The sequence below is a fragment of the Planctomyces sp. SH-PL62 genome, assembly GCF_001610895.1.
Lineage (GTDB): Bacteria > Planctomycetota > Planctomycetia > Isosphaerales > Isosphaeraceae > Paludisphaera.
Genome location: NZ_CP011273.1, coordinates 3044368 through 3065227 on the forward strand (window position 1 = coordinate 3044368; position 20860 = coordinate 3065227).

The following is a 20860-nucleotide window of genomic DNA, read 5'->3' on the forward strand; positions in this document are numbered from 1 at the left end:
CCGCGGCGGTCGGGCCTTCGCCGTGGTCAGGCCGGCTTGGCCTCGGCGGTCTTGGAGCATTCGAGGTCGGCGATCGACTTGACGCCGGCGGGGAGCTCGGCCTCCTCGTACAGCATGTTCGGGATGCCGTCGTTGATGGCGTAGCGGAGGCCGCAGCGGGTGCAGACGAGGGATTCGCCCTCCAACCGCAGCGGAGCGCGGCCCAGCGGGCAGACCAGCAGGGCCAGCAATTCTTCTTTGATCATGGTCGAGCGTCCTGTCCTCGGCTTCCTCGACGCCGGCCTCGCCGCGCCGAATCCCATCCCTTTCCAGAGCGGGTATTATGTCGATTCGGGCCGAAGCTTAGAAGAGGGATGCCCCGTCCGGGCGGGCTCGGCGGGTTCTGATCTTTCGTCGCGGTCGGCGGACGGTCATAATTCGGGGCATGAGCTACGTCGTACGCTACGGCCGGATGCGGATCCTGGGCGCCTGCCAGCCCGCGCCGGGGATGGAGCATCCGCGCGGCCAGCGGGTGGTCGTCCGCAGCGACCGGGGGCTGGAGCTGGGGGAGATCCTCTGCCCCCTGACCGACCGCGCGGCCAAGGCCCTGGAACGCCGCGACCCCGGCGAGATCATCCGCGAGGCCGACGGCCCCGACCTCGAACACGAGCGGACGCTCCCCCCGCTGGAGAAGCTGGCGTTCGCCGTCTGTCAGGAGCTTATCGCCAAGCGGAAGCTCCAGATGAACCTGGTCGACGTCGAGATCCTCTTCGGCCGCGAGCGGATCATCTTCTACTACCTGGCCGAGAAGCGGGTCGACTTCCGCGAACTCGTGCGGGACCTCGCCCGCGCCCTGCGGACCCGGATCGAAATGCGCCAGATCGGCGTCCGCGACGAGGCCAAGCTGCTGGCCGACTACGGCGACTGCGGTAAGCCGGTCTGCTGCAACACGCACCTGACCCAGATGCCGCCGGTCTCGATGAAGATGGCCAAGCTCCAGAAGACGACCCTCGACCCCTCCAAGATCTCGGGCCGCTGCGGCCGGCTCAAGTGCTGCCTCCGCTACGAGTACGACGCCTATCGCGAGGCCGCGAAGGAACTCCCTCCCAGCGGTTCGCTGGTCGAGACCGTCAAGGGCCGGGGCCGGGTCATGGCCCAGGACGTCCTGGCGGGGAAGCTCGTGGTCGAGTTCGAGGACGGCCGCCGGATCATCATCGGCCGAGACGACGTCCTCTCCTTCGAGCCCCGTTCCCGAGGGCCCCGGCGTCACGGCGGCCCTGACGACGATCCGGACGATTCCGACCCGGGGCCCTACGAGTGACCCGACCGCCCGGCCCGGCCCGGCCCGGCCTCGAACCCGGCTCCCGCACCCAGGACGACGTCCATGAGCTTCCGCGACGAGATCAGCCGCGTCATCGCCACCGACCCCCGCTACTCGCTGGAGGCCTACGCCTTCGTGCTGGAGTCCCTGCACGTCGCGCGCAACCGCAAGATCCGCGAGGCGCGCCGACTGGAGCGGGAACGAGAACGCGATCGCGCCTCCCGCCCAGTCAAGGGCCGGGGCGCCCGCAAGGCCAAGTCCGAAGCCGTCTCGGGACACGTCTCCGGCCGGCAGGTCTGCCTGGCGGCGCGTCGGCTGGCGCTCCGCGAATACGGCATGCTGGCCCTCCCGGTCCTCGCCCGATGGGGCCTGCACTCGACGTCCGACATCGGCGAGATCATCTACAACCTGATCGCCTCCGGCGACCTTGACAAGACCCCCAACGACCGCCGCGAGGACTTCGACGACGTCTTCGACTTCGAGGTCGACTTCCGCCCCGCGCCGCTCCACGAGGACGACCCCGAAGCCCAGGAGGACGACTGAATCATGCCCATCGAGACCGAGACCGTCCCCTCGACCGAGACCGTCCCCTCACCCCGCGCCCGCCGGCGCTTCTACGCCGCCCTCGCGCTCTTTTTCTCCTGGATCGCCTTCCTCGCCTTCCTCGCCCTCACCGACGCCCACCGCCCCATGGAACGCGCCGGCGTCGAACCCGGCCTCGAGCGACCGGCCGCCGACTGACCTCTCCCGCCGTTCGACGATGCGACGCCCTTCCCGACGCGAGCCGGGGGGGCGAGGCGGCCAGGTCGCCGATCGTGGCGGTTTGGGGGCGACCTGCGATTGACGAGCTTCGGGCTTTGCCCTAGATTTCCGCGCGCTGGATCGCCGGGGATTCCCCCGGGGCGGCGGATCGAAAGGAGGCGGCCTTGGCTCGGCGATGGACTGCCTGGAAGCTGGTGATCTCGGCGTTCGTGCTGTTCCACATGGCGGGTACGCTCGTCTGGGTGACGCCCGAATCGCCGCTCCGCCGCGAGTTGCTCCCGTGGTTCCGGAGTTACATGGTCCCGCTGGGCCTCTGGCAGGGCTGGGGGATGTTCGCGCCCGACCCGGTGCAGAGCACCTACACGCTGGAGGCCGAGGTGAGCGACGTCCGGGGGCTCGGCCGGATCCACGAGTTCGCCAAGGTGGCCGACCTTCCCTTCTGGCGGAAGATGCCGGGCTTCCGCCACCCGAAGCTGGCGGCGAACCTCCTGGCGGACGAGTACGTCCCCCAGCGCGAGATGGCGGCCCGCCACGTCGTCCGCACGCTCGGGATCGCTCCCGACGCGTTCCCGGTCTACGTCCGGCTCTATTATCAGGTCGCCGAGACCCCGCCCCCCGGCTCGTCGCAGGCCGATCCGATGGCCCCGAAGACGATCCACAATCTGGCCGCCTTCCAATTCGAGTCCTGGGACGAGGTCCATCGCCGATGAACCCCCTGCGCGCCTGGAACCGCTTCTGGTTCGCCCCGATCTCGGCCAAGCCGCTGGGCGTCCACCGGATCCTCTTCGGTCTGTTCGTCCTGTCCCACCTGGCCCTGATCTCGGTGGACCTCGACTTCTGGTACTCCGACGTCGGGCTCCTCCAGGGGGACGAGGCGGCCGTCACCGCCGGCCCTCTGCGGCCGACGCTCCTGGCCCATTATCAAGACCCGGCCTCGGTCCGGGCGATGCTGGCGGCCACGGCCGGCGTGGCCGTCGCGTTCACGCTGGGCTGGCGTACGAAGATCATGAGCGTCCTGCTGTACCTGGGCCTGATGACTTTCTACAACCGCAACCTGCTGACGAACTGCGGGCCCGACCAGGTGATGATGATCACCGCGTTCTACATGATGCTCGCCCCCTGCGGCGCGGCGTTCTCGCTGGACGCCCGCCGCGAGGCCCGCCGTCGCGGCACGCCCGCGGAGCCGCTGATCCTGCCCTGGGCGCAGCGTCTGATCCAGCTCCAGCTCTGCCTGATCTATTTCGTCACGGCCTTCTTGAAGTGCAACGGCCGGGCCTGGCTGGGCGGGACGGCGGTCCATTACGTCCTGTTCAACCACGAGGTCGGCCAGTTCAACCTGGAATGGCTGGGGGGCTATCCGCTGGTCGTCAACCTCATGACGACGACGGCGCTGGTCGTGGAGTTCTCGCTGGCGTTCCTGCTCTGGTTCCGCCCCACGCGGCGCTGGGTCGCCTTGCTGGGCGTGGGCCTGCACGCCGGCATCTGGCCGATGGTCAACGTGCCGCTGTTCGGCGAGCAGATGACGGCGTTCTACCTGCTGTTCCTCGATCCCGACGAGCTGGCCTCGCTGGGCGCGTTCTTCCGCCCCTCGCGATGGTTCGGCCGCCGCGCCCCGGCCGCCGCCGACGCCGAAGCGCGGGTCGACGCCGGCTCGACGGGTCGCGGTTGGCGTCAGTTGGAGCTGGCCTTCGCGCCGGCCGCCGCGACGCGGACGGCCTCCGGGAATTCCTGACGGCGGTCGACGGCCTCGGGCGGATCGGGCCTGGCTGTGTTAACATTTCAGCCCGCCGCCTTCGACGACCGTCATTCAGCCTCGCCGAGCCGACACCATGACGACACTGAAACGCCCCGCCCGCGCGGCCCTCGCGTCGGCCATCGTGATGCTCGCCGCCCTGTCCGGGGCGGCCCTCCCCGCGCGGGCCGCGAAGCCGCCGAACGTGGTGATGATCCTGGCCGACGACCTCGGCTTCTCGGACGTGGGCGTCTACGGCGGGGAGATCGCCACGCCGAACCTCGACCGCCTCGCGGCCGGCGGAGTGCGGTTCACCCAGTTCTACAACACGGCCCGCTGCTGGCCGTCGCGTGCGGCGCTGCTGACCGGGTATTACCCGCAGCAGGTGAACCGCGACCCGGCCCGCCGACGGCCGACCTGGGCCGCGCTCCTGCCCGATCTGCTCAGGCCGGCCGGATACCGTTCGTACCACTCGGGCAAGTGGCACGTCGACGGCCCGGTGCTCGAAGGGGGCTTCGCCCGCTCCTACTCGCTCGACGACCTGGGAGACTACTTCGCGCCCGTCGCGCACCGCCTGGACGATGAGCCGTTGCCCAGGCCGGGGCCCGACGACGGATATTACTCGACGACCGCCATCGCCTCGCACGCGATCGACTGGCTCGACGGCCATCATGCCGAGCACCCCGGCGAGCCTTTCTTCCTCTACGTCGCGTTCACCGCGCCCCACTTCCCCCTCCAGGCGCTCCCGGAGGACTTCGCCCGCTATCGCGGACGCTACGCCGAGGGCTGGGACGTGATCCGTGAACGCCGATGGAATCGCCAGCGCGAGCTGGGGATCGTCGACGGCCCGCTCTCGCCGAGGGACCCGGAGACGGTCCCGCCCTGGAATCTGTCCGAGGAGGAGCTGCAACGTCGGATCGGCCCCGGCGAGGTGGGGCGCGCCCTCGCCTGGGAGTCGCTCACGGCCGAGCAGAAGGCCTTTCAGGCGGACAAGATGGCCGTCCACGCGGCGATGGTCGACCGGATGGATCGCGAGATCGGCCGGATCCTGGAACGCCTGGAGGCCGTCGGAGCCCTCGACGACACGCTGATCCTCTTCGCCTCCGACAACGGCGCGAGCGCCGAGCAGCTCATCCGATCCGGCGGCCACGACCCGTCCGCCCCGATGGGCTCCGCCCGGACGTATCTGGGCGTCGGGCCGGGATGGTCGACGGCCGCGAACACCCCGTATCGGCTCCACAAATACTGGAACTACGAGGGGGGCGTCTCCACGCCCTTGATCGCCCACTGGCCCGCCGGCATCAAGGCCCGAGGCGAGATCCGCCGCACGCCGGGACACCTGATCGACGTCGCCCCCACGCTGCTGGAACTGGCCGGGCTGGAATTCCCGAAAGCCTGGAAGGGAGCGGACCGGCCCACGCCCCCCGGCCGCAGCCTCGCGCCGGTCTTCGCGGCGGACGCGGCCGTCGATCGCCCGTTCCTCTACTTCCACCACGAGGGGAATCGCGGCCTGCGGGTCGGCGACTGGAAGATCGTCGCCCCCGCCCGTCCCGCCGACGCCCCCTGGCAGCTCTACGACCTGGCGAACGACCGCGCCGAGGCCCACGACCTGGCCGCCGAGCATCCCGAAAAGGTCCAGGAGATGGCCGAACTCTGGAGCCGCCAGGACGAGGAATTCCGACGCCAGCGCGCCGCCGGCCCCCTCCTGCCGGAGCTGGAACCCGGCACCCCGCGGTAGCAGGCTCTCCGAATCGCGCCTCTCGAACTCTCGCGAGATGATCAACCATGATGCGACAAGTCTTGATCCTGCCGATGGCCTTGCTCGTCCTTCCCGCCCTGTACGCGGGCGACTTCGGCGACGTGGCCTGCGAAGGGACGTACCCGCAGCATTTGCAGGGCCTCTGCGTCGACGAGTCGGCGATCTACTGGTCGTTCACGACCCGGCTGGTGAAGACCGACTTGGGCGGCAAGGTGCTGGCCCAGGTGGTCGTCGCCGACCATCACGGCGACCTCTGCCATCGCGACGGCAAGCTCTACGTCGCCGTGAACCTCGGCAAGTTCAACGACCCGAAGGGGAACGCCGATTCCTGGGTCTACGTCTACGACGCCCGCGACCTGTCGCTCCTCGCCAGGCACGAAATCCAGGAGGTTTTCCACGGGGCAGGGGGGATCGAGTTCCGTGACGGCCGCTTCTTCGTCGTGGGCGGGTTGCCGGACGGCGTGCCGGAGAACCACGTCTACGAGTACGACGGCGACTTCAAGTTCATCAAGAAGCACGACGTCAAGAGCGGGTGGACCCAGTTGGGCATCCAGACGGCCGCCTTCGCCGGGGGTCGATGGTGGTTCGGCTGCTACGGCGATCCGAAAATCCTGCTCGTCACGGACGCCGACTTCAACCTGATCGGCCGCTACGAGTTCGACGCCTCGCTGGGGATCGTCGGCCTCCCCGACGGCCGCTTCCTGGCCGCCTCCGGCCGGACCGACAAGGCCACGGGATGCAGCGGATCGGCCCGGATCGCCGTCGCCGATGAGAAGTCGGGCCTGCGGAGCGAGGAAAAATAAGCTCGCGGGACGCCGGCCGGATCGAACCGGACTCGACCCGACGCTTCGGGCCGTCGTGAGGCGGTCGACCGGAGATCGAATCATGAATCGGCGAAGTTTCGTGGCGGCGTTGACTGTGATCGGGCTCGGGCTCGGGCTCGGGTTCGGCGTTCCTTCGGCCCGGCCCGACGAGCCTGTCCGGGTCGTCATCGACGCCGATTCGGCCAACGAGATCGACGACCTCTACGCCATCGTTCGAGCCCTGGTCGCGCCGGAGTACAAGGTCGTGGGCGTGACCTCGGCCCACTGGATGCGCTCGACCGAGCCCAACGCGACGGTCCACCGGAGCCAGGAGCTTCACGAGCGGCTCCTCGACCGGATGGGCCTGCGGGAGACGGTCCCCCATCCTCTCGGGGCCGACCGCTCGATGCCCGATCCGGCCACCCCGATCGATTCGCCCGCCGCCCGGCACATCATCGCCCTCGCCCACGCCGGCGGCCCCGACGACAAGCTGCTCGTCATGGCCCTCGGCGCGCCTACGAACCTCGCTTCGGCCCTGCTGCTGGACCCCTCGATCGAGCCGAAGGTCACCTTCGCCTTCATCGACGGCGACTACAAGAACGGTCGATGGGGGCCGGGCATCTTCAACTGGAAGAACGACATCCACGCCGTCCGGGCGATCTTCGAATCGAAGGTGGACTACTTCCACATGCCGGCCAAGTCGGTCAGCGTGGAGATGGTGCTGACGAAGCAGGACGTGGACGAGCATCTGAAGGGGCGGGGCGGCGCCTGGGACTTCCTTGTGGAGCGCTGGGAGACGTTCCCCCGGACCGCCGGCAAGCCCAGGAAGGTGATGTGGGACGTCGCCCTGGTCGAGGCGATGCTGCGCCCGGACCTCGCGACTCGCGTGGTCGTCGGCGCCCCGATCATCCGCGACGCCGAGACCGTCGAGCAGCATCCCGACAATCCCCGGCGGGTGACGGTCTTCGAGGCGATCGACGCCGAAGGCATGGCGCGAGATTTCTGGAAAGCGCTCGACGCCGCCGTGGCCGGGCATCGCTCCCCTTGAGCCAGCTTCGGCCCCGCGCCGGGTCGGATCAGACCGGACCGCATCGCCCGACCCCCAGCGCCTGGCTTCAAACCCGAGTCAGCTTGCGGATCAGCGCGGCGGCTTCGGGATAGCGGGCGACGAGGTCGGCTTCCTCGCCCTGTTCGTAGTCGGCGAAGTCGAAGCCGGGGGCCATCGTGGCGCCCAGCAGGATGAAGTCGACGCCCGGCTCCAGCAGGGTCCCCTGCCAGACGTTCGGAGGGACGACGACCTGCGGGCGCTGGCCGCCGAGCACGTCCGCGCCCAGGATCAACTCGCGATGGGTCCCGTCGGGGTCGATCTGGAGCATCCGGGCCGGGCCTCCCAGATAGACGTGGAAAACCTCCTCGGTGGGGAGCCGGTGCATCTCGGAGAACGTCTCGGCGGTCAGCAGGTAATAGATCGACGTCCCCAGCGACCGCTCCCCCTTGCCGCGATAACCGGCCGGGAGATGGGCGTCCGGGACCGCGCCGGTGGATCGGTAGGTCTCGCGGAAGAACCCTCCCTCGATCGGGTGGGGCTGGAGTTGCAGGGCGTCGATGATTTCCTGGGCCTTGCTCATGCGGGCTTCCTTCGGGGGGGCCGTGCGACTGTCCGAAAACGCAGGACCCAGAATAACGGATTCGCCCGGGCCGAGAAAAACGCATGCGGTCCCGCCCCCGCATCCGATGATTCGAGATGATCCACCACGGCTTATCCGTTCGGCCCGTTCATGAAGGCGGGGAAAGCATGGCGCGAAGCATCGTGCTCGGGACCGTCGGCCTCCTCGCGCTGGGGGCCGTCCCGATTGACGCTCAGGAGCCCCCGGCGCTGGAGGCTCCGGCCCAGGCGGCGGCCGACGCTCCGCCCATCCCCCCGGCGGCCGAGCCTCCCCGCACGCCGCCGCCGAGTCGGCCCCTGCTGGTGATCCCGGGGGTCACGGCCCCGGCCTCCCCCCACACCGCGCGCAAGCCGGCGCTCGACGCGGTCGAGACGCCGGCCGCCCGCTCGACCCTCCCGGCGCTCGACGGTCCCGACGCGGGCCTGGACATCCCCCTGCGCCTGGAGTCCATCCCGGACGGCCCGAAAGGCGACCGATCGGAAGCGTCGCCCCGACGCCCGGCGACCTCGCCGACGCCGCGCGAGGATCCCTCGGAGGCCGAATCCTCCTCCTCGGGATGGCGCCGCCCCAACGTCAACTTCGGCCGCCTCCGTGGAGCCTCGGAGAGCGTCCAGGCGGGGCGTGACGGCCTCACCGTCGAGTCGCAAGGCGACCCGGCCGTCGAGGCGGCGGTCAAGCGCCGGGTCGAGAAGCAGGTGAGGGAGTCGCTCGGCGATCGCGTCAAGGACGTTCGGGTGCGCGTCTCCGGCCGGAGCGTCGTCATCCAGGCCCGCCCCTCGCGGTTCTGGTATCGCTGGAGCGCCCGGCGGGCGCTGGACGCCCTCACCATCCCCGCCGGCTATCGCGCCCATGTGGACCTGATCGACTGACGCCGGAACCGACAGGACGCCCCAACGCCGAACGGCCCGTCGACGCGACTGCGTCGACGGGCCGTTCGGCGTTGGGGATGGACCGGAGTGAAGGCGGCTCGATCGAGGCGCCTTCCCCCGGTGCTTAGGGATTGGATTACTGAGGCTTGGTGGCGGAGCCGATCCCACGCCGATCGCGAAGGCTGGATCCGCGGCCGGCGGGAGCCGCCTTGGGCGTCTCGGCCTTGGCCGCGTCGGCCGTCGGGGCCGTGGCGTTCGCGCCGCCCGCCGGGGCCGCCGCCGGAGCACCGGGGCCGCCAGGACCGCCAGGACCAGCGGGGCCGCCAGGGCCGGCGAACATCCCGCGCATCATGGCGTTGGTGTCGAACTTCTGGCCGAGCATCTGCTTGTACTTGGACGCCTGGCCGCGGTCGAGGGCCTTGAAGACGCGGGAGTAGCTCTGGTCCCTCAGCTCGTTCTCCCGCTCGCCCATCTTGTCGATCTGGGACTTGTTCTCCGGCTGTTCCATGAACTTGCGCATGGCGTCGCGGTCGAAGTTCGGGCGTCCCCCGCGACCGTTGCCGCCGTCCGCGTTCGGGGCCTGGGGCTGGCTCTCGCGGAACTTCTGGAAGATCGTCCGCATCGCCTCGCCGTTCGACCGGCGCGCCTCGTTGGCCTTGCGCTCGACGTCCTGGATCTCGGCGTACTGTTCCTCGGTGATGCCGAGCTTCTGGGCGAGTTCCTGGTTTCGGAGGACGGCGAACGGCCCCTCCATCTGGAGCGAGATCTCGCGGAGCCGCTTCACCTGCTTGGCGTCGAGGATCTTGCCGAGGGCGGCCTCGTCGTCCTTGCGCAGCTTCTGCATGGTCTGCATCATCTCGTTCATGCCCTGCATGCGCTGGAAGTTGCGCTGTTGTTGCTCCAGGGTCTGCTGCTGGTTCCGCAACTGCTGCTGAATGACGGCGGGGTCGACGCCCTGCTGCTGCTGGGGCGCGTAGGGCGAGTCGCCGAATCCCCCTAACGACTGGCCGAAGCCGCCATAGCCGCCGTCCTGCGGATAGGAGACGCGGCGGATCACGCCGGTCGTCGCGCGGGACGGGGTGACGGCGCCCTGCTGGTTCTGCCGGTTCTGCTGACGCTGCTGCCGCTCCCGAAGCTGCTGCATCGCCTTGTCTCGCCTGGCGCGAGATTCCTCGGAGAGCTTCTTGATCTTGTCCTTCTGCTCATCGGTGAGCTTCAGCTCCTCCTGAACCGGCCCACGCGTGGCGAGATCCACGAGCGAACCACCGCCGAAGCCGCCGAAGCCGCCCGGCCCGCCGCGACCGAATCCACCGCCGCCCCGACCCCCCGGGCCTCCCGGTCCGCCAGGTCCTCCCGGTCCGCCAGGCCCGCCGCCGAAGCCGCCGCGGCCTCCGCGACCGACCCGGCCCTGATCCTGTGCCATCGCGGAAACGGAAGCGATCGCCATGGCGAAAGCGATCCCTCCCACGATCACGCCGAGACGACGTCGCGTCATGTTCGAGGCTCCTCTCATGCGAGTGTGGACGACGGCATGCTTCAATGCGCGAGGCGGATCGTCTACGTCCGTGCTCGGGCTTCACCTCCTCATCTTAGCGGTTTCCGCCGCGCCGATGGCCGAGGAACTCGGACGAGCTTTCGCGAAATGACGGGAGCGTCGACACGGCGTCGTCGTGAGGCCTCGCGAGGGGCGGTTCAGGGCCGGGCCGACCAGAGCCAGGCGGCCAGGCCGATCATGGCGGTGAGGGTGCTCAACCGCACCAGGGCCCGGTACAGGGCGAAGCGGCGGGGAGTGAGGAAGGTGGAGCCCTCGCGCGGCCCCCCCTCGACGGCCAGGCTCAGGCCCTCGGTCTGGCGTTCGAAGCCGGCGAGGACGGACATGCCGACCAGGTGGACGAGCCAGAGGATCAGGAAGCCGACCCCCTGATCCAGCCAGGCGCGCCAGGGAATGGGGGGGATGCCGGGCTTCCACCAGGCGGGGGTGCTCAGGGGGACGTCGCTCTGGTAGACCACCAGGCGAAGCGCCCCGACCGCGATCGCCTCGCCGTCGCTGACCCGCAGGGCCAGTTCGAGCGGCTTCGGCGTCCCGGCCGTCGGCGTCCCTTTCAACAGGCCCGAATCGCCGTCGAACGCCAGCCCCTCGGGCAACGGGCCGTCGAGCGACCAGTGCAACGGCCCGCGACCGCCGTCGGCGGCCAGCGCGATGGTGTAGGGCCGACCGGCGATCGCCTCGGGGAGTTCCGAGGGCGTCGCGATCCGAAGCGGCCGGGCCTCGGCCGCAGCCTGCGGCCCCGCCGACCCCACGTCCACGGCCTTGGGCAAGAGGGCCATGATGACCATGGTCAGCAGCAGGATGAAGAGCAGGGCGCCGGTGAGCTTGGTCACCACGACGGCGACGAACGAATCCTCGCCCGAGCCGCCGAATTCCAGGCCGCCGCCGCCGCCTCGCCGATTCCGTCGCATGGATCGCGCCTCCCGCCCTCTCAGCTTCAGTCAGGATCGACCGGAGAAACCGTCCTCAGGCGGCGCGGGTCGAATCGCCGCCGCCGCGCCCGCTCCGCTCGTCGAACATCCGCTTGACGATGTTGCGGTAGAGGGAGTTGCCCTGCTCGATGCTGACGTTGATCAGGTCGAGGGCGTCCTTCAGGTTGCTCATGGTCTTGGCGAGCTGCTCCTGGGTCGTCCGGCTCGACTTCTCGTAGGCCGAGGCCCACGACGAGGCCATGCTCTCGACGGCCGCCGTGTTGCGGTCGAGCGCCCGCTTGATCTCCTGGAGCTGGGGATCGGGCTCGTCGCTCCGGGTGAGCGAATCCTCGATCCGCGAGAGCGACGCCGCCGACCGCCGGGAAGACTCGCCGAACGTCTCCAGGACCTCGAACTCGCCGCCGATCCGGCCGATCGCGTCGGCCCCCTCGCGGAAGGCCGCCAGCGACTCCGGCAGCCGGTCGACGGCCTTCGCAAGCTGCTCCACCGGGGCGTTCAGGCTCAGGCCGATCTTCTCGGCCTCCCCCTGCAAGGCCCTCGCGGCGGGCTCCAGGATCGTCGCCAACTCGCTCCGGAGTCGATCGACGTGGGGGGCGATCAGGTCGTCGAGCCGGTCGCCCAGCGGGTCGCGGGCGGCCACGCCGGGGAGGACGTTCTCCACCACCCAGCGATCCACCCGCGCCAGGTGCCGCTCCGCCAGGCGATAGACCAGGGTCTGCACCAGCATCAGCGCGGCGCTCAGGAACAGGGCCAGCAACGTGCTGTCGAAGGCGATCTGCAAGGCCGAGGTCACGCCGGTCAGGTTCCCCAGGAACGCGTCCAGATCCTTGACCAGGGGGAGGACCTTGCTGATGTTCATGAGGGCCTTCGAGATGCCCTCGACCGTGCCGATGAAGCCGATCACCGGCAGGAGATAGAGGATGTACCGCGTGAGCGTGAACCGCCCGGCGGCGTGTTCCTGGTCCAGCCCCGAGGCCTCGCGGTTCACCTCCATGAGCTGGCTCGCCGAACCCGAGCGGGACTCGCGGGCGTGCCCGGCGAGCTGACGGACCCGCACGGGCAAGACCCGGCCGTCGGCCGCGATCGCCTGGGCCTCCGCCGTCGGCGCTTCCGTCGCGTTGCTTCGAAGCATCGCGGCGACGTATCGGAGTAACGCGGGAGCCTCGTCGAACGCCCGTTCATCCCGCCAGAGCCGGCGAAGCTCGACGGCGAGCGTGGCCACCGCCCAGAAGTAGATGCCGGTCCCGACGTACTGCTCCCAACCTCGCTCGAACATGAGCGTGGGGTCGAAGATCATCAGGGCGATCGGGAACAGGATCGCCAGCGTCAACATCGCCGACGCCGCAACATAGGCCGCCTTCGGAGAATCCGACGATTCCTTCGCCATCCTGGGACGTCCCCTTCCTTGGGAGGTCGGCCGTCGCTCGCGCCGTCGAGGGGACGATGCGGGGCGGCAGTTCGCGACGAAGCGCCCCGTTCCCGGCCTGACCGCCCCGGAAATCGGCGCTTCCCCTATCACCTCTCTCATCGGCGCGGCCCATGCCGGACTTGAGCTTTCGACGCCGGACGCCACTCCGAACTATTTAGGAGTTCATTGTGGGAAATAGGTTATATCGGTGGTGTCTCATTGACATGTTCCGCTACTACTTGATAATTTTCCCATGTGCGGGGTTCGCAGAACATTCACTATCTCGCTTCCTCGCCTTCAAGCAGTCATCCGCGTACTCGTGTCATCTCATCGGCATCGGATCCTGGTGCGGCGGTGGTTGGAGTGCGATCTCACCCCATCCCCCCGGGATCGCCTCTCCAACTTCGGATGCATCAAACATGATCGTTTCGCGAAAGGCTCGTGCGGCCCATTGGCTGCTGGGGACGTTCCTGCTCGGCGCGCTGGCCGCCGGTTGCGACAACAGCACCGGCACGGCCCCGGTCCAGACCGAGGCCGAGATCAAGGCTCAGCAGGACCGGGAGATGGAAGCCCGTCGGAAAGCCTACGGCGGTCGGGGCGTCCCCACGGGGAAGAACCCCAACAAGGCCGCGGGCAAGGCGGCTGAGAAGCCGGCCGAGCCCGCCGAGAAGCCGGCCGACGCCGCCGAGAAGGCCGCGCCCTGAACAGCCGACGCCCTCACGAATCCACGGGCGCGCCGAGTCGACGAGTGAAGTGACTCGGCGTGGCGGATGCGAACTTCCCAGATCGGCGTCGGACCTCGTCCTCGGCGAGCCGTCGCCTGCTCGCTCTTTTCCTTTCCCTCCTCCCTCCCACTGATTGGAGTCGTGCTCAATGGAGTACCGCAAGCGAGCGGGGTTCACCCTGATTGAACTCCTCGTCGTCATCGCCATCATCGCCGTCTTGATCGCCCTGCTGCTTCCGGCCGTGCAGTCGGCGCGCGAGGCCGCTCGTCGTTCCCAGTGCGTCAACAACCTCAAGCAGATCGGCCTGGGGTTGCACAACTATCACCAGGCCGTGGGCTCGTTCCCGCCGGGACAGCTGCAGGCGACCAACCAGATGAGCTACCCGGGCTACGCCGGGTGGACCGAGTGGAGCGCCCAGGCGATGATCCTGCCCTACATGGAGCAGACGCCGCTTTACAACTCGATCAACTTCGCCTTCTGCGGCGGCTATGACGACGGCGCCAACATCAACGGCACCTCGTGGACGACCGTCGTCAACGGCTTCCTCTGCCCCTCCGACGGCAACGCGGCCAAGGGCGCCGTCCCCCGCGGGACCGGCTCGCCCAACACCAACAGCTACCGCGGCAGCATCGGCACCACCAGCGCCCGCTGGGAGCAGTGGCCCGGCTACGCCAACTGCCGCCCCGACCCGTTCAACAAGAGCGGCGGCCCCCCGAACTGCAACCCCTACTCCACGGGCATGTTCGTCTACTGGGCCGTCAACGGGATCCGCGACATCACCGACGGCAGCTCGAACACCATCGCCTTCTCCGAGTCGCTCGTCGGCGACCCCGCCGGCGTCTCGGTGGCCCGTCCCAACAACTCGGTGACCGGCGTGAGCGGCGCCACCAACCTGGTGCAGGACGCCTCCTCGCTGTCCGACGCCGTCCTGATCGCCTCGATCCAGGCCTGCACGACCGCCTACAAGGCCGGCCTCACCAACGGCAACACCAACATCAGCAACGCCAACGGCAACCGCTGGGGCTGGGGCGCCATGACGATGACCCTGTTCAACACGATCGTCCCCCCCAACTCCAAGCAGCACAGCTTCAACTCCTGCCGCCCCGACTGCGCCGGCTGCGGCCCTGACGACTCGGCCTACTCCAACGCCCAGAGCCACCACTCCGGCGGCGTCAACGTCCTGATGGGCGACGGCTCCGTGAAGTTCGTCAAGGACTCCATCAACATGCGGACCTGGATGGCCCTCGGCACCAAGGCCGGCGGCGAGGTCGTCAGCTCCGACTCCTACTGAGTCGCTCGAGCCTGACTCCCCGATCGGTTAGAATCCCCAAGACCCGGCCCGGCGTTCGCGCCCGGCCGGGTCTTGGCGTTCCCTGACGGCATGGATCCGACCCGATCCGACCTGACCGACGAGCCGAGCACCCCATGCGACGTCGCCTCCCCGTGATCCTCCCCGTGCTGGTCGGCCTCGCGGCCCTCGGCTGGTTCGCCCTCCGCGTCCGCGACGATGGGCGGATCGCCGAGGCGCTCCGGCTCGCCCGGATCGACCTGGAGGCCGGTCGTCCCGGGCTTGCCCGCGATCGGCTCGCACCCATCGCCGCGAGCCGGCCGGATCGGGCGGACCTCGCCTACTGGCTGGGGGTCTCCGCCTGGGAGGCCGGGGACCAGGCCGCGGGAGCCGAGGCCCTGCGTCGCATCCCCGACGCCGACCCCCTGGCGCGGGACGCCGCACTGACGCTCGGCCGCCTGGAGTTGGAAGCCGGCCGACTTCGACCGGCCGAGGAGGCGCTCGACCGGGCCGCGAAGGGGGGCGGGCCGGTCGCCGACCAGGCGTGGGACGCCCTCGGCCGCCTCTACGCCCTGGCGGGCCGGCCCCGAGACCAGCGCCGGCTGCTCCTCCGTCAGGCCGGTCGCACCAACGATCCGAGCGACTCGCTTCGCGCCCTCTGGGCGCTCGACGGCGTCGCCTATCCGGTCGACGGCGTCCGCCGGGCTCTCGAAGACGCCCACGCCAGGAACCCGGACGACGACCGGACGTGGCTCGCCCTGGCCGACCTGGAACTCCGCGCCGGGGCCCTCGACGCGGCCGACCGATGGCTCTCGAAGTGCGAGGCCGCCACGCCCGACGACACCCTGGTCGCTCGCTCGCGACTGCTCTGGAGCAAGGCCGCCGACCGCCCGGAGGTCGCCGTCAAGGCCGCGCGACTCGTCCCCGCCGACGCCCTCTCGCCCGGCGAGCGCGACGCCCTCCGCGCCTGGCTCGACGCCCGCGCCGGCGACCGCGAAGCCGAACGCGCGACGCTGGAAGGCTGGCTGGAACGGGAGCCCGGCGCCCTCGTCCCGCTGGAACGTCTGGCCGGTCTGGAGGCCGAGTCCGGCCGGGTCGAGCCCGCCGCCGAGCTTCGCCGCCGCAAGGCCGCGGTCGAGGCCGCCCGCGAACGCCGACGCGCCCTTTTGAGCCAGCCCGACCCGGCGTCGCGCGCGGCCGAGATCGCCCGCGCCTCGGAAGCCGCCGGTGCGCTCGAAGAGGCCGCCCTCTGGTGGCGGCTGGCCGCCCGCAAGGCCGCCGACGCGACCGCCCGCGACGAGGCGGAGGCGAAGGCCCGCGCCCTCTCGGAGAAGCCCGCCGCCCCCGCCCCGATCGGCCTCGTCTCCGACTGGCTGGGACCGCTCGCCGACCGCTTCGCCTCGTCGGAAGGCGAGACGCCCGCCGGATCGGTCCCGACGTACGTCGACGACGCGGAGGCTCGCGGCCTGCGCTTCACGTTCGACAACGGCCGGAGCGAGGCTCGACAGCTCCCCGAGACGATGAGCGGCGGCCTCGCGGTCTTCGATTACGACGGCGACGGTCGGCTCGACGTCTACGCGGTGCAGGGGGGGACGTTCCCCCCGCCCCCCTCCGCCCCCTTCGGCGACCGCCTGTTCCGCAACCGGGGCGACGGCACGTTCGAGGACGCCACCGAGGCCGCCGGCCTGGCGAAACTCCCCGGCGGCTACGGCCACGGCGTCGCCGTGGGGGACTTCGACGGCGACGGCCACGCCGACGTCTTCGTCACCCGTTGGCGGCGCTACGCCCTCTACCGCAACCGGGGCGACGGCACGTTCGAGGACGCCACCGAGGCCGTCGGACTGGGGGGCGATCGCGACTGGCCGACGTCCGCCGCCTTCGCCGACCTCGACGGCGACGGCGACCTGGACCTCTATGTCTGCCACTACCTGCGCTGGGACGAGGCGAACCCGCAGTTCTGCCCCGACGCATCCGGCAAGGGGGCGTCCTACTGCGACCCCCGCCTCTTCCCGGCGATCGGCGACCGCCTGTATCGCAACGACGGCGGCCGATTCATCGATGCGACCGAGGAGGCGGGGATCGTCGACCCGGACGGTCGGGGCCTGGGGGTCGTCGCCGCCGACCTGGACGACGACGGGCTCGTCGACCTGTTCGTCGCCAACGACACCACGTCGAACCTGTTCTTCCGCAACCAGGGTGGCCTGAAGTTCGCCGAGCAGGCGATGGAGGCCGGGCTGGCGGCGTCGGCCGGGGGCGGGTTCCTGGCGGGGATGGGGATCGCCTGCGGCGACCTCGACGGCGACGGCCTCCTGGACCTGGCGGTCACCAACTTCTACGGCGAGTCCACCACGCTCTATCACAACCACGGCGGGGGCCTGTTCAGCGACCGCTCGGCCGCCGCCGGGCTCGCCTCGGCCACGCGCTACGTCCTGGGCTTCGGCCTCGCCGCGCTCGACGCCGATTGCGACGGCCTTCTCGATTTGGCGCAGGCCAACGGCCACGTCAACGACTACAGCCCGGCGACCCGCTACGCGATGCCCGCCCAGCTCTTCCTCGGCGACGTCCGGGGCCGGCTCCGCGACGTCTCCGCCCAGGCCGGGCCCCCCTGGTCCGTCCCCCGCGTGGGCCGGGGCCTCGCGATCGGCGACCTCGACGACGACGGCCGCCCGGAGATCCTGATGGTCGCCGACGGCGAGTCCCTCGCCTGTTTCCACCAGGCGAGTTCCCCCGGCCGATCCGTCGGCCTCCAACTCGTCGGCACGAAGTCCAACCGCGACGCCGTGGGCGCGAAGGTCACGCTCCTGGCCGGGGGCCGTCGCCAGGTCGCCGTCCGCTTCGGCGGCGGCAGCTACCAGTCCGCCGTCTCCCCGCGCCTCCACTTCGGCCTCGGCGCCGCCCCCAGGATCGACCGAATCGAAGTCGCCTGGCCCTCCGGCCGTCTCGACACCTTCGAGGATCTCGACCCCGACCGCGTCTATCGCCTCGTCGAAGGTGAATCCAGGCCCGAGCCGCTGCCCGGCAAGGGCCCGTGATCCCAGGGCGGAACCGCCCCTACTTCGCGCCCACGGTCGCCGTCTCGACGCCGTGGAGCTGGAAGGTGACGGTTTCGCCTTCGGTTCCGAAGTAGCCGCCCCAGCCGACGCGGATCTCGGCGACGCGGGAGGGGTCCAGGACCTCGTCGCCGACATGGGACCAGCCGGCCTTGGCGAAGCTGGACCAGGGGACGAAGACGCGAGCGGAGCCGGGGGTGCCCAGCGAGCGCGAGGTCGAGGCGAGGAAGTCGCCCCCGTCGGCCTCGCGCACGACCACCAGGAGTTGCGTCGCCGCGCGCTGGCCGGGCGGGATGGTCGCGTCGACGACCAGGCTGTCGGCCGAGGCGAGATCGAGCGGCGAGGGGAAGGGGAAGGCGGCGAACAGGTGCGTGTCGACCGCCCCCTTCGTCAGCGTCGCGCGGAAGGTCCACGCGCCGTCGCGGACCTCGGTCGCCTCGCGGACGAACTCGCCGCGACCGACGATCGGGTCGGGGAGCGAAATCTTCGCGAGCGAGACGTTCGGCAGGGCCCCGGTCGTGAGCCGGGCGCGGGCGCGAGGTCGGACCTCGTCCGCGCGGACGAATACCGCGTCGTACGGCCCCAGCGCGATCGGGACCGCGCCGCCGTCGCCGACGACGGCCGGGAGGATGGAGCCGGTCGCCGGGTCCCACGTCTCGATCGTCGCGCCGGGATCGAGGGGGAGTCGGACGGCCTCGGAGTGGGCCTCGCCGGAATCGTTGGCGATCAGGTACAGATCATGGTCGTCGATCCGTCGATGGGTGGCCCGCAGGGGCGAATCGCGCCGGGAGGCCGCGACGTCGGGCGCGAGGACGGCGTCGATCACCAGGGGCAGGAGCGGGGCCGAATCGTCGGGGAGCGCCACGACACCGCCCCCGGCTTCGTTCGCCGCGACGTGGGGTTCGTCGCCCGAGGCTTCGGGGCCGACCCACCGCGCGGCCGCCGCCTGGACGGCCGGGTCGGGGAAGCGGACGTCGCTGTTCTCGGGCCGCGCGCCGATCGCCACGACCACGCCGCCGGCCTCGACGAACTCTTCGAGCTTCGCCCAGGCCGCCGTCGGCAAAGTGTCCACGCCCGGCAGTACGACGACCCGCCACCGCAGCGAGCCGTGGACCAGCGCGTCCCCCTCGACGGTCGACTCGGCCAGCGCGCGGGCGTCGAGGATGGTCGGGTCGCGGCGGGCGCGGAACAGCCGGTCCAGGGCCTCGCGGTAGATCGTCTCGATCCGATTCGCGGCGTCGGCGTCGCGGGTCATGTGCCGCGACGGTTGGAACCTCGCCCAGAGCGACTCGATCGGGTAGACGACGGCCACGTCGGCGACCTGGTTCCCGCCCCGGATCATCAGCCCGGCCCGTCCGACGTGGGCGTTGAGCCGGCGAAGCGCGTCGTCGTCCAGGCCGTCGAAGCGGTAATAGCTGGTGATGCAATTCACGCCGCCGAGCATCAGGCGGTGGATCGTCCCTCGGATCTCGGCCTCGGTCACGACCCGGCGGGGACGGTCGTCCCCCTTCGGCCGGTGCTGCTGGACGTGGTCCGAGGTCTCGGACATCACCAGCGTACGCCCCTCCAGTTCGGCGGCGCTCGCGGCCAGCCGGGCGACGAACCAGGGGGCCTCGGCCGGGATGCTCGTCAGGCAGTCGATGCTCGGCGCATCCATCCGGCGGAGGCAGCGGAAGAGGTCGCCGTAGTTCGCGACGTGCGAGGCGATCGGCTCCTCCAGCAGCAGGTGCCCGCCCGAAGGGATGCCGTGATTGCGACACCATGTCTGGATCTGGCCGAAATAATTCTCCGAGATCAACTCGGCGACCGTCAGCCAGAAGTCGTGGCGATGGCGGGCGGCGTCCGGCCCGGCGTCGACGATCAGGTCGGCGACGAATGGCTCCAACTCGTAACCCCGGCGCTCGCGGAACTCGCGCGGCAAGGCCGGCGCCCAGGGCAAGACCCGATAGGGCATCGGCTTGAGGAAGAAGCTCATCAGCGACGGTTCGTCGGTGAAGGTCGCCTCGAAGGTCTTGCCCAGGTCGGTCCCCAGGCGATCGAAGTACGCCTGATAGGTCAGTTTCAGGAATTTCTTCGTCGGCTCGGGGCTGAGCAGGTTCGGGTACGGGACGTGGCTGAAGAGGTTGGAGTCGGCGTGGGTGCCGTCGAACAGGCGGCTTTTCGTGACCAGCAGGACCCGCCAGGCCCCGGCGGCGGGGGGCGTCCAGGCGTCGCGGCCGTCGCGGACGGCGTCGGCGAGGTCGACCTTCGCGGCCCAGTCGAGGCGGCCTTCGCGCTCGGGGAAGGCCGAGGCGAGGACCAACTCGCCCGGCGGCGGGGTGAGCGGGACGGGCGGGCCTTCGGTGCGAGCCTCGGCGATCAGGAGGCCGCTCGCCTCCCACTCGGGATCGTCTCGGAGCACGAGGCCCCCGGCGTTGCCCGAAGGATAACCCTTCTCGTCGTAGAGCCACTGCGTGAAGCCCGCCTCGCGAGCCTTCTCGACCCCTCGCCGGAAGGCGGCCCATTTGGCCTCGCTCTCCAGGTAGTCGTCGAACGCGACGTTGGAGACGACGCCCCCGAACCCCTGGGCCTTCAGCCGCTCGATGAGCGCGTCCTGGTCCTCGGGGCGGTCCGGCCAGTTGTGGATGATTTTGAGGACGCGAGTCGATCGGGGAGACTCCGCGAATCGCTTCGCCAGCGGCTCGTCCGCCATCGCATCGACGGTTGTGATCGCGATCGAAACCGCCGCGACGAGGGCCGCGGACATCCGCGCGTGACGGGGGGGATTCATGGCATCGGCTCCTTCCGGGGATGCCGCAAGCGTGGGCGGCGAGCCTCGGATGATCGGGAGGGAATTGCGGGAGACGAGCGGGCGCTCGACCCGGATCTTAACCAGCCCCGAGGTCGCGACCAAGCGTGGACCGCCGCCGGGGTGCGGGGGTGCCCGCGCGTCCCGGCCCGATCGCGCAGCTCCGAACCGACCGGCGATCGGGGCCGCTTGGAGTCGTCCTGGGCCGCAAAAGTTCGGGAAACGGTC

At 70.4% G+C, this 20860-nt stretch carries 18 protein-coding genes; 12 read left to right on the top strand and 6 right to left on the bottom strand.

All coding sequences use genetic code 11. The features are described 5' to 3' along the window. Positions 1 to 26: 26 nt before the first annotated feature. The gene (locus VT85_RS11835) at positions 27 to 245 is read right to left on the bottom strand and encodes a Trm112 family protein (RefSeq protein ID WP_068415063.1); all 219 of its coding nucleotides are present in this window, start codon (positions 243 to 245) and stop codon (positions 27 to 29) included. 179 nt (positions 246 to 424) lie between these two features. Between VT85_RS11835 and VT85_RS11840 the strand changes: the two genes are divergently transcribed. The 8 genes from VT85_RS11840 to VT85_RS11875 all read left to right on the top strand — a co-directional run bounded on the left by VT85_RS11840 (position 425) and on the right by VT85_RS11875 (position 7404). Beyond that, positions 425 to 1300 (top strand): stage 0 sporulation family protein, encoded by an 876-nt coding sequence (locus VT85_RS11840; RefSeq protein ID WP_197491234.1) that lies wholly within the window; start codon positions 425 to 427, stop codon positions 1298 to 1300. A gap of 63 nt (positions 1301 to 1363) precedes the next feature. Further along, on the top strand, positions 1364 to 1843 hold the full coding sequence (locus tag VT85_RS11845; protein WP_068415068.1) for a Minf_1886 family protein: 480 nt from the start codon (positions 1364 to 1366) through the stop codon (positions 1841 to 1843). 3 nt (positions 1844 to 1846) lie between these two features. Next, positions 1847 to 2041: a hypothetical protein gene (locus VT85_RS11850; protein WP_068415071.1), complete on the top strand. Its 195-nt coding sequence runs from the start codon at positions 1847 to 1849 to the stop codon at positions 2039 to 2041. 185 nt (positions 2042 to 2226) lie between these two features. Continuing rightward, positions 2227 to 2772, top strand: a complete 546-nt coding sequence (locus tag VT85_RS11855) for a hypothetical protein (RefSeq protein ID WP_156512822.1) — start codon at positions 2227 to 2229, stop codon at positions 2770 to 2772. Continuing rightward, positions 2769 to 3794 (top strand): HTTM domain-containing protein, encoded by a 1026-nt coding sequence (locus VT85_RS11860; protein WP_068415076.1) that lies wholly within the window; start codon positions 2769 to 2771, stop codon positions 3792 to 3794. Before VT85_RS11855 ends, VT85_RS11860 begins: the two co-directional genes overlap by 4 nt. A gap of 97 nt (positions 3795 to 3891) precedes the next feature. Then, complete coding sequence (locus tag VT85_RS11865) at positions 3892 to 5532, top strand: arylsulfatase (RefSeq protein WP_068415078.1); 1641 nt, start codon at positions 3892 to 3894, stop codon at positions 5530 to 5532. 47 nt (positions 5533 to 5579) lie between these two features. Continuing rightward, complete coding sequence (locus VT85_RS11870) at positions 5580 to 6356, top strand: hypothetical protein (protein ID WP_068415080.1); 777 nt, start codon at positions 5580 to 5582, stop codon at positions 6354 to 6356. Between the two features lie 82 nt (positions 6357 to 6438). Beyond that, a complete protein-coding gene (locus VT85_RS11875) occupies positions 6439 to 7404 on the top strand; it encodes a nucleoside hydrolase (RefSeq protein WP_068415084.1) in 966 nt (321 codons plus the stop codon). 67 nt (positions 7405 to 7471) lie between these two features. On the opposite strand, the gene VT85_RS11880 is transcribed toward VT85_RS11875, so the two are convergent. Continuing rightward, the gene (locus VT85_RS11880) at positions 7472 to 7984 is read right to left on the bottom strand and encodes a cupin domain-containing protein (RefSeq protein ID WP_068415086.1); all 513 of its coding nucleotides are present in this window, start codon (positions 7982 to 7984) and stop codon (positions 7472 to 7474) included. A gap of 167 nt (positions 7985 to 8151) precedes the next feature. Between VT85_RS11880 and VT85_RS11885 the strand changes: the two genes are divergently transcribed. Next, positions 8152 to 8892: a hypothetical protein gene (locus VT85_RS11885; RefSeq protein WP_068415088.1), complete on the top strand. Its 741-nt coding sequence runs from the start codon at positions 8152 to 8154 to the stop codon at positions 8890 to 8892. 136 nt (positions 8893 to 9028) lie between these two features. Here VT85_RS11885 and VT85_RS27585 read toward each other — a convergent pair whose 3' ends face one another. The 3 genes from VT85_RS27585 to VT85_RS11900 form a co-directional block, all read right to left on the bottom strand. Further along, positions 9029 to 10387 (bottom strand): hypothetical protein, encoded by a 1359-nt coding sequence (locus VT85_RS27585; RefSeq protein WP_068415093.1) that lies wholly within the window; start codon positions 10385 to 10387, stop codon positions 9029 to 9031. Between the two features lie 197 nt (positions 10388 to 10584). Beyond that, the gene (locus VT85_RS11895; protein ID WP_068415100.1) at positions 10585 to 11352 is read right to left on the bottom strand and encodes an Ig domain-containing protein; all 768 of its coding nucleotides are present in this window, start codon (positions 11350 to 11352) and stop codon (positions 10585 to 10587) included. Positions 11353 to 11407: 55 nt separating this feature from the next. Next, positions 11408 to 12760, bottom strand: a complete 1353-nt coding sequence (locus VT85_RS11900; RefSeq protein WP_068415102.1) for a MotA/TolQ/ExbB proton channel family protein — start codon at positions 12758 to 12760, stop codon at positions 11408 to 11410. A 440-nt stretch (positions 12761 to 13200) separates the two neighbouring features. Between VT85_RS11900 and VT85_RS11905 the strand changes: the two genes are divergently transcribed. The 3 genes from VT85_RS11905 to VT85_RS11915 all read left to right on the top strand — a co-directional run bounded on the left by VT85_RS11905 (position 13201) and on the right by VT85_RS11915 (position 17826). Further along, entirely contained in the window at positions 13201 to 13485 is a 285-nt protein-coding gene (locus VT85_RS11905; RefSeq protein WP_068415108.1) for a hypothetical protein, read from the top strand. A gap of 169 nt (positions 13486 to 13654) precedes the next feature. Beyond that, complete coding sequence (locus VT85_RS11910) at positions 13655 to 14797, top strand: DUF1559 domain-containing protein (protein ID WP_068415116.1); 1143 nt, start codon at positions 13655 to 13657, stop codon at positions 14795 to 14797. Between the two features lie 134 nt (positions 14798 to 14931). Further along, positions 14932 to 17826, top strand: a complete 2895-nt coding sequence (locus VT85_RS11915; protein ID WP_068415124.1) for an FG-GAP-like repeat-containing protein — start codon at positions 14932 to 14934, stop codon at positions 17824 to 17826. Between the two features lie 19 nt (positions 17827 to 17845). Here the strand turns inward: VT85_RS11915 and VT85_RS26735 are convergent, their stop codons facing one another. After that, complete coding sequence (locus VT85_RS26735; RefSeq protein ID WP_197491235.1) at positions 17846 to 20614, bottom strand: glycosyl hydrolase; 2769 nt, start codon at positions 20612 to 20614, stop codon at positions 17846 to 17848. Between the last annotated feature and the right edge of the window lie 246 nt (positions 20615 to 20860).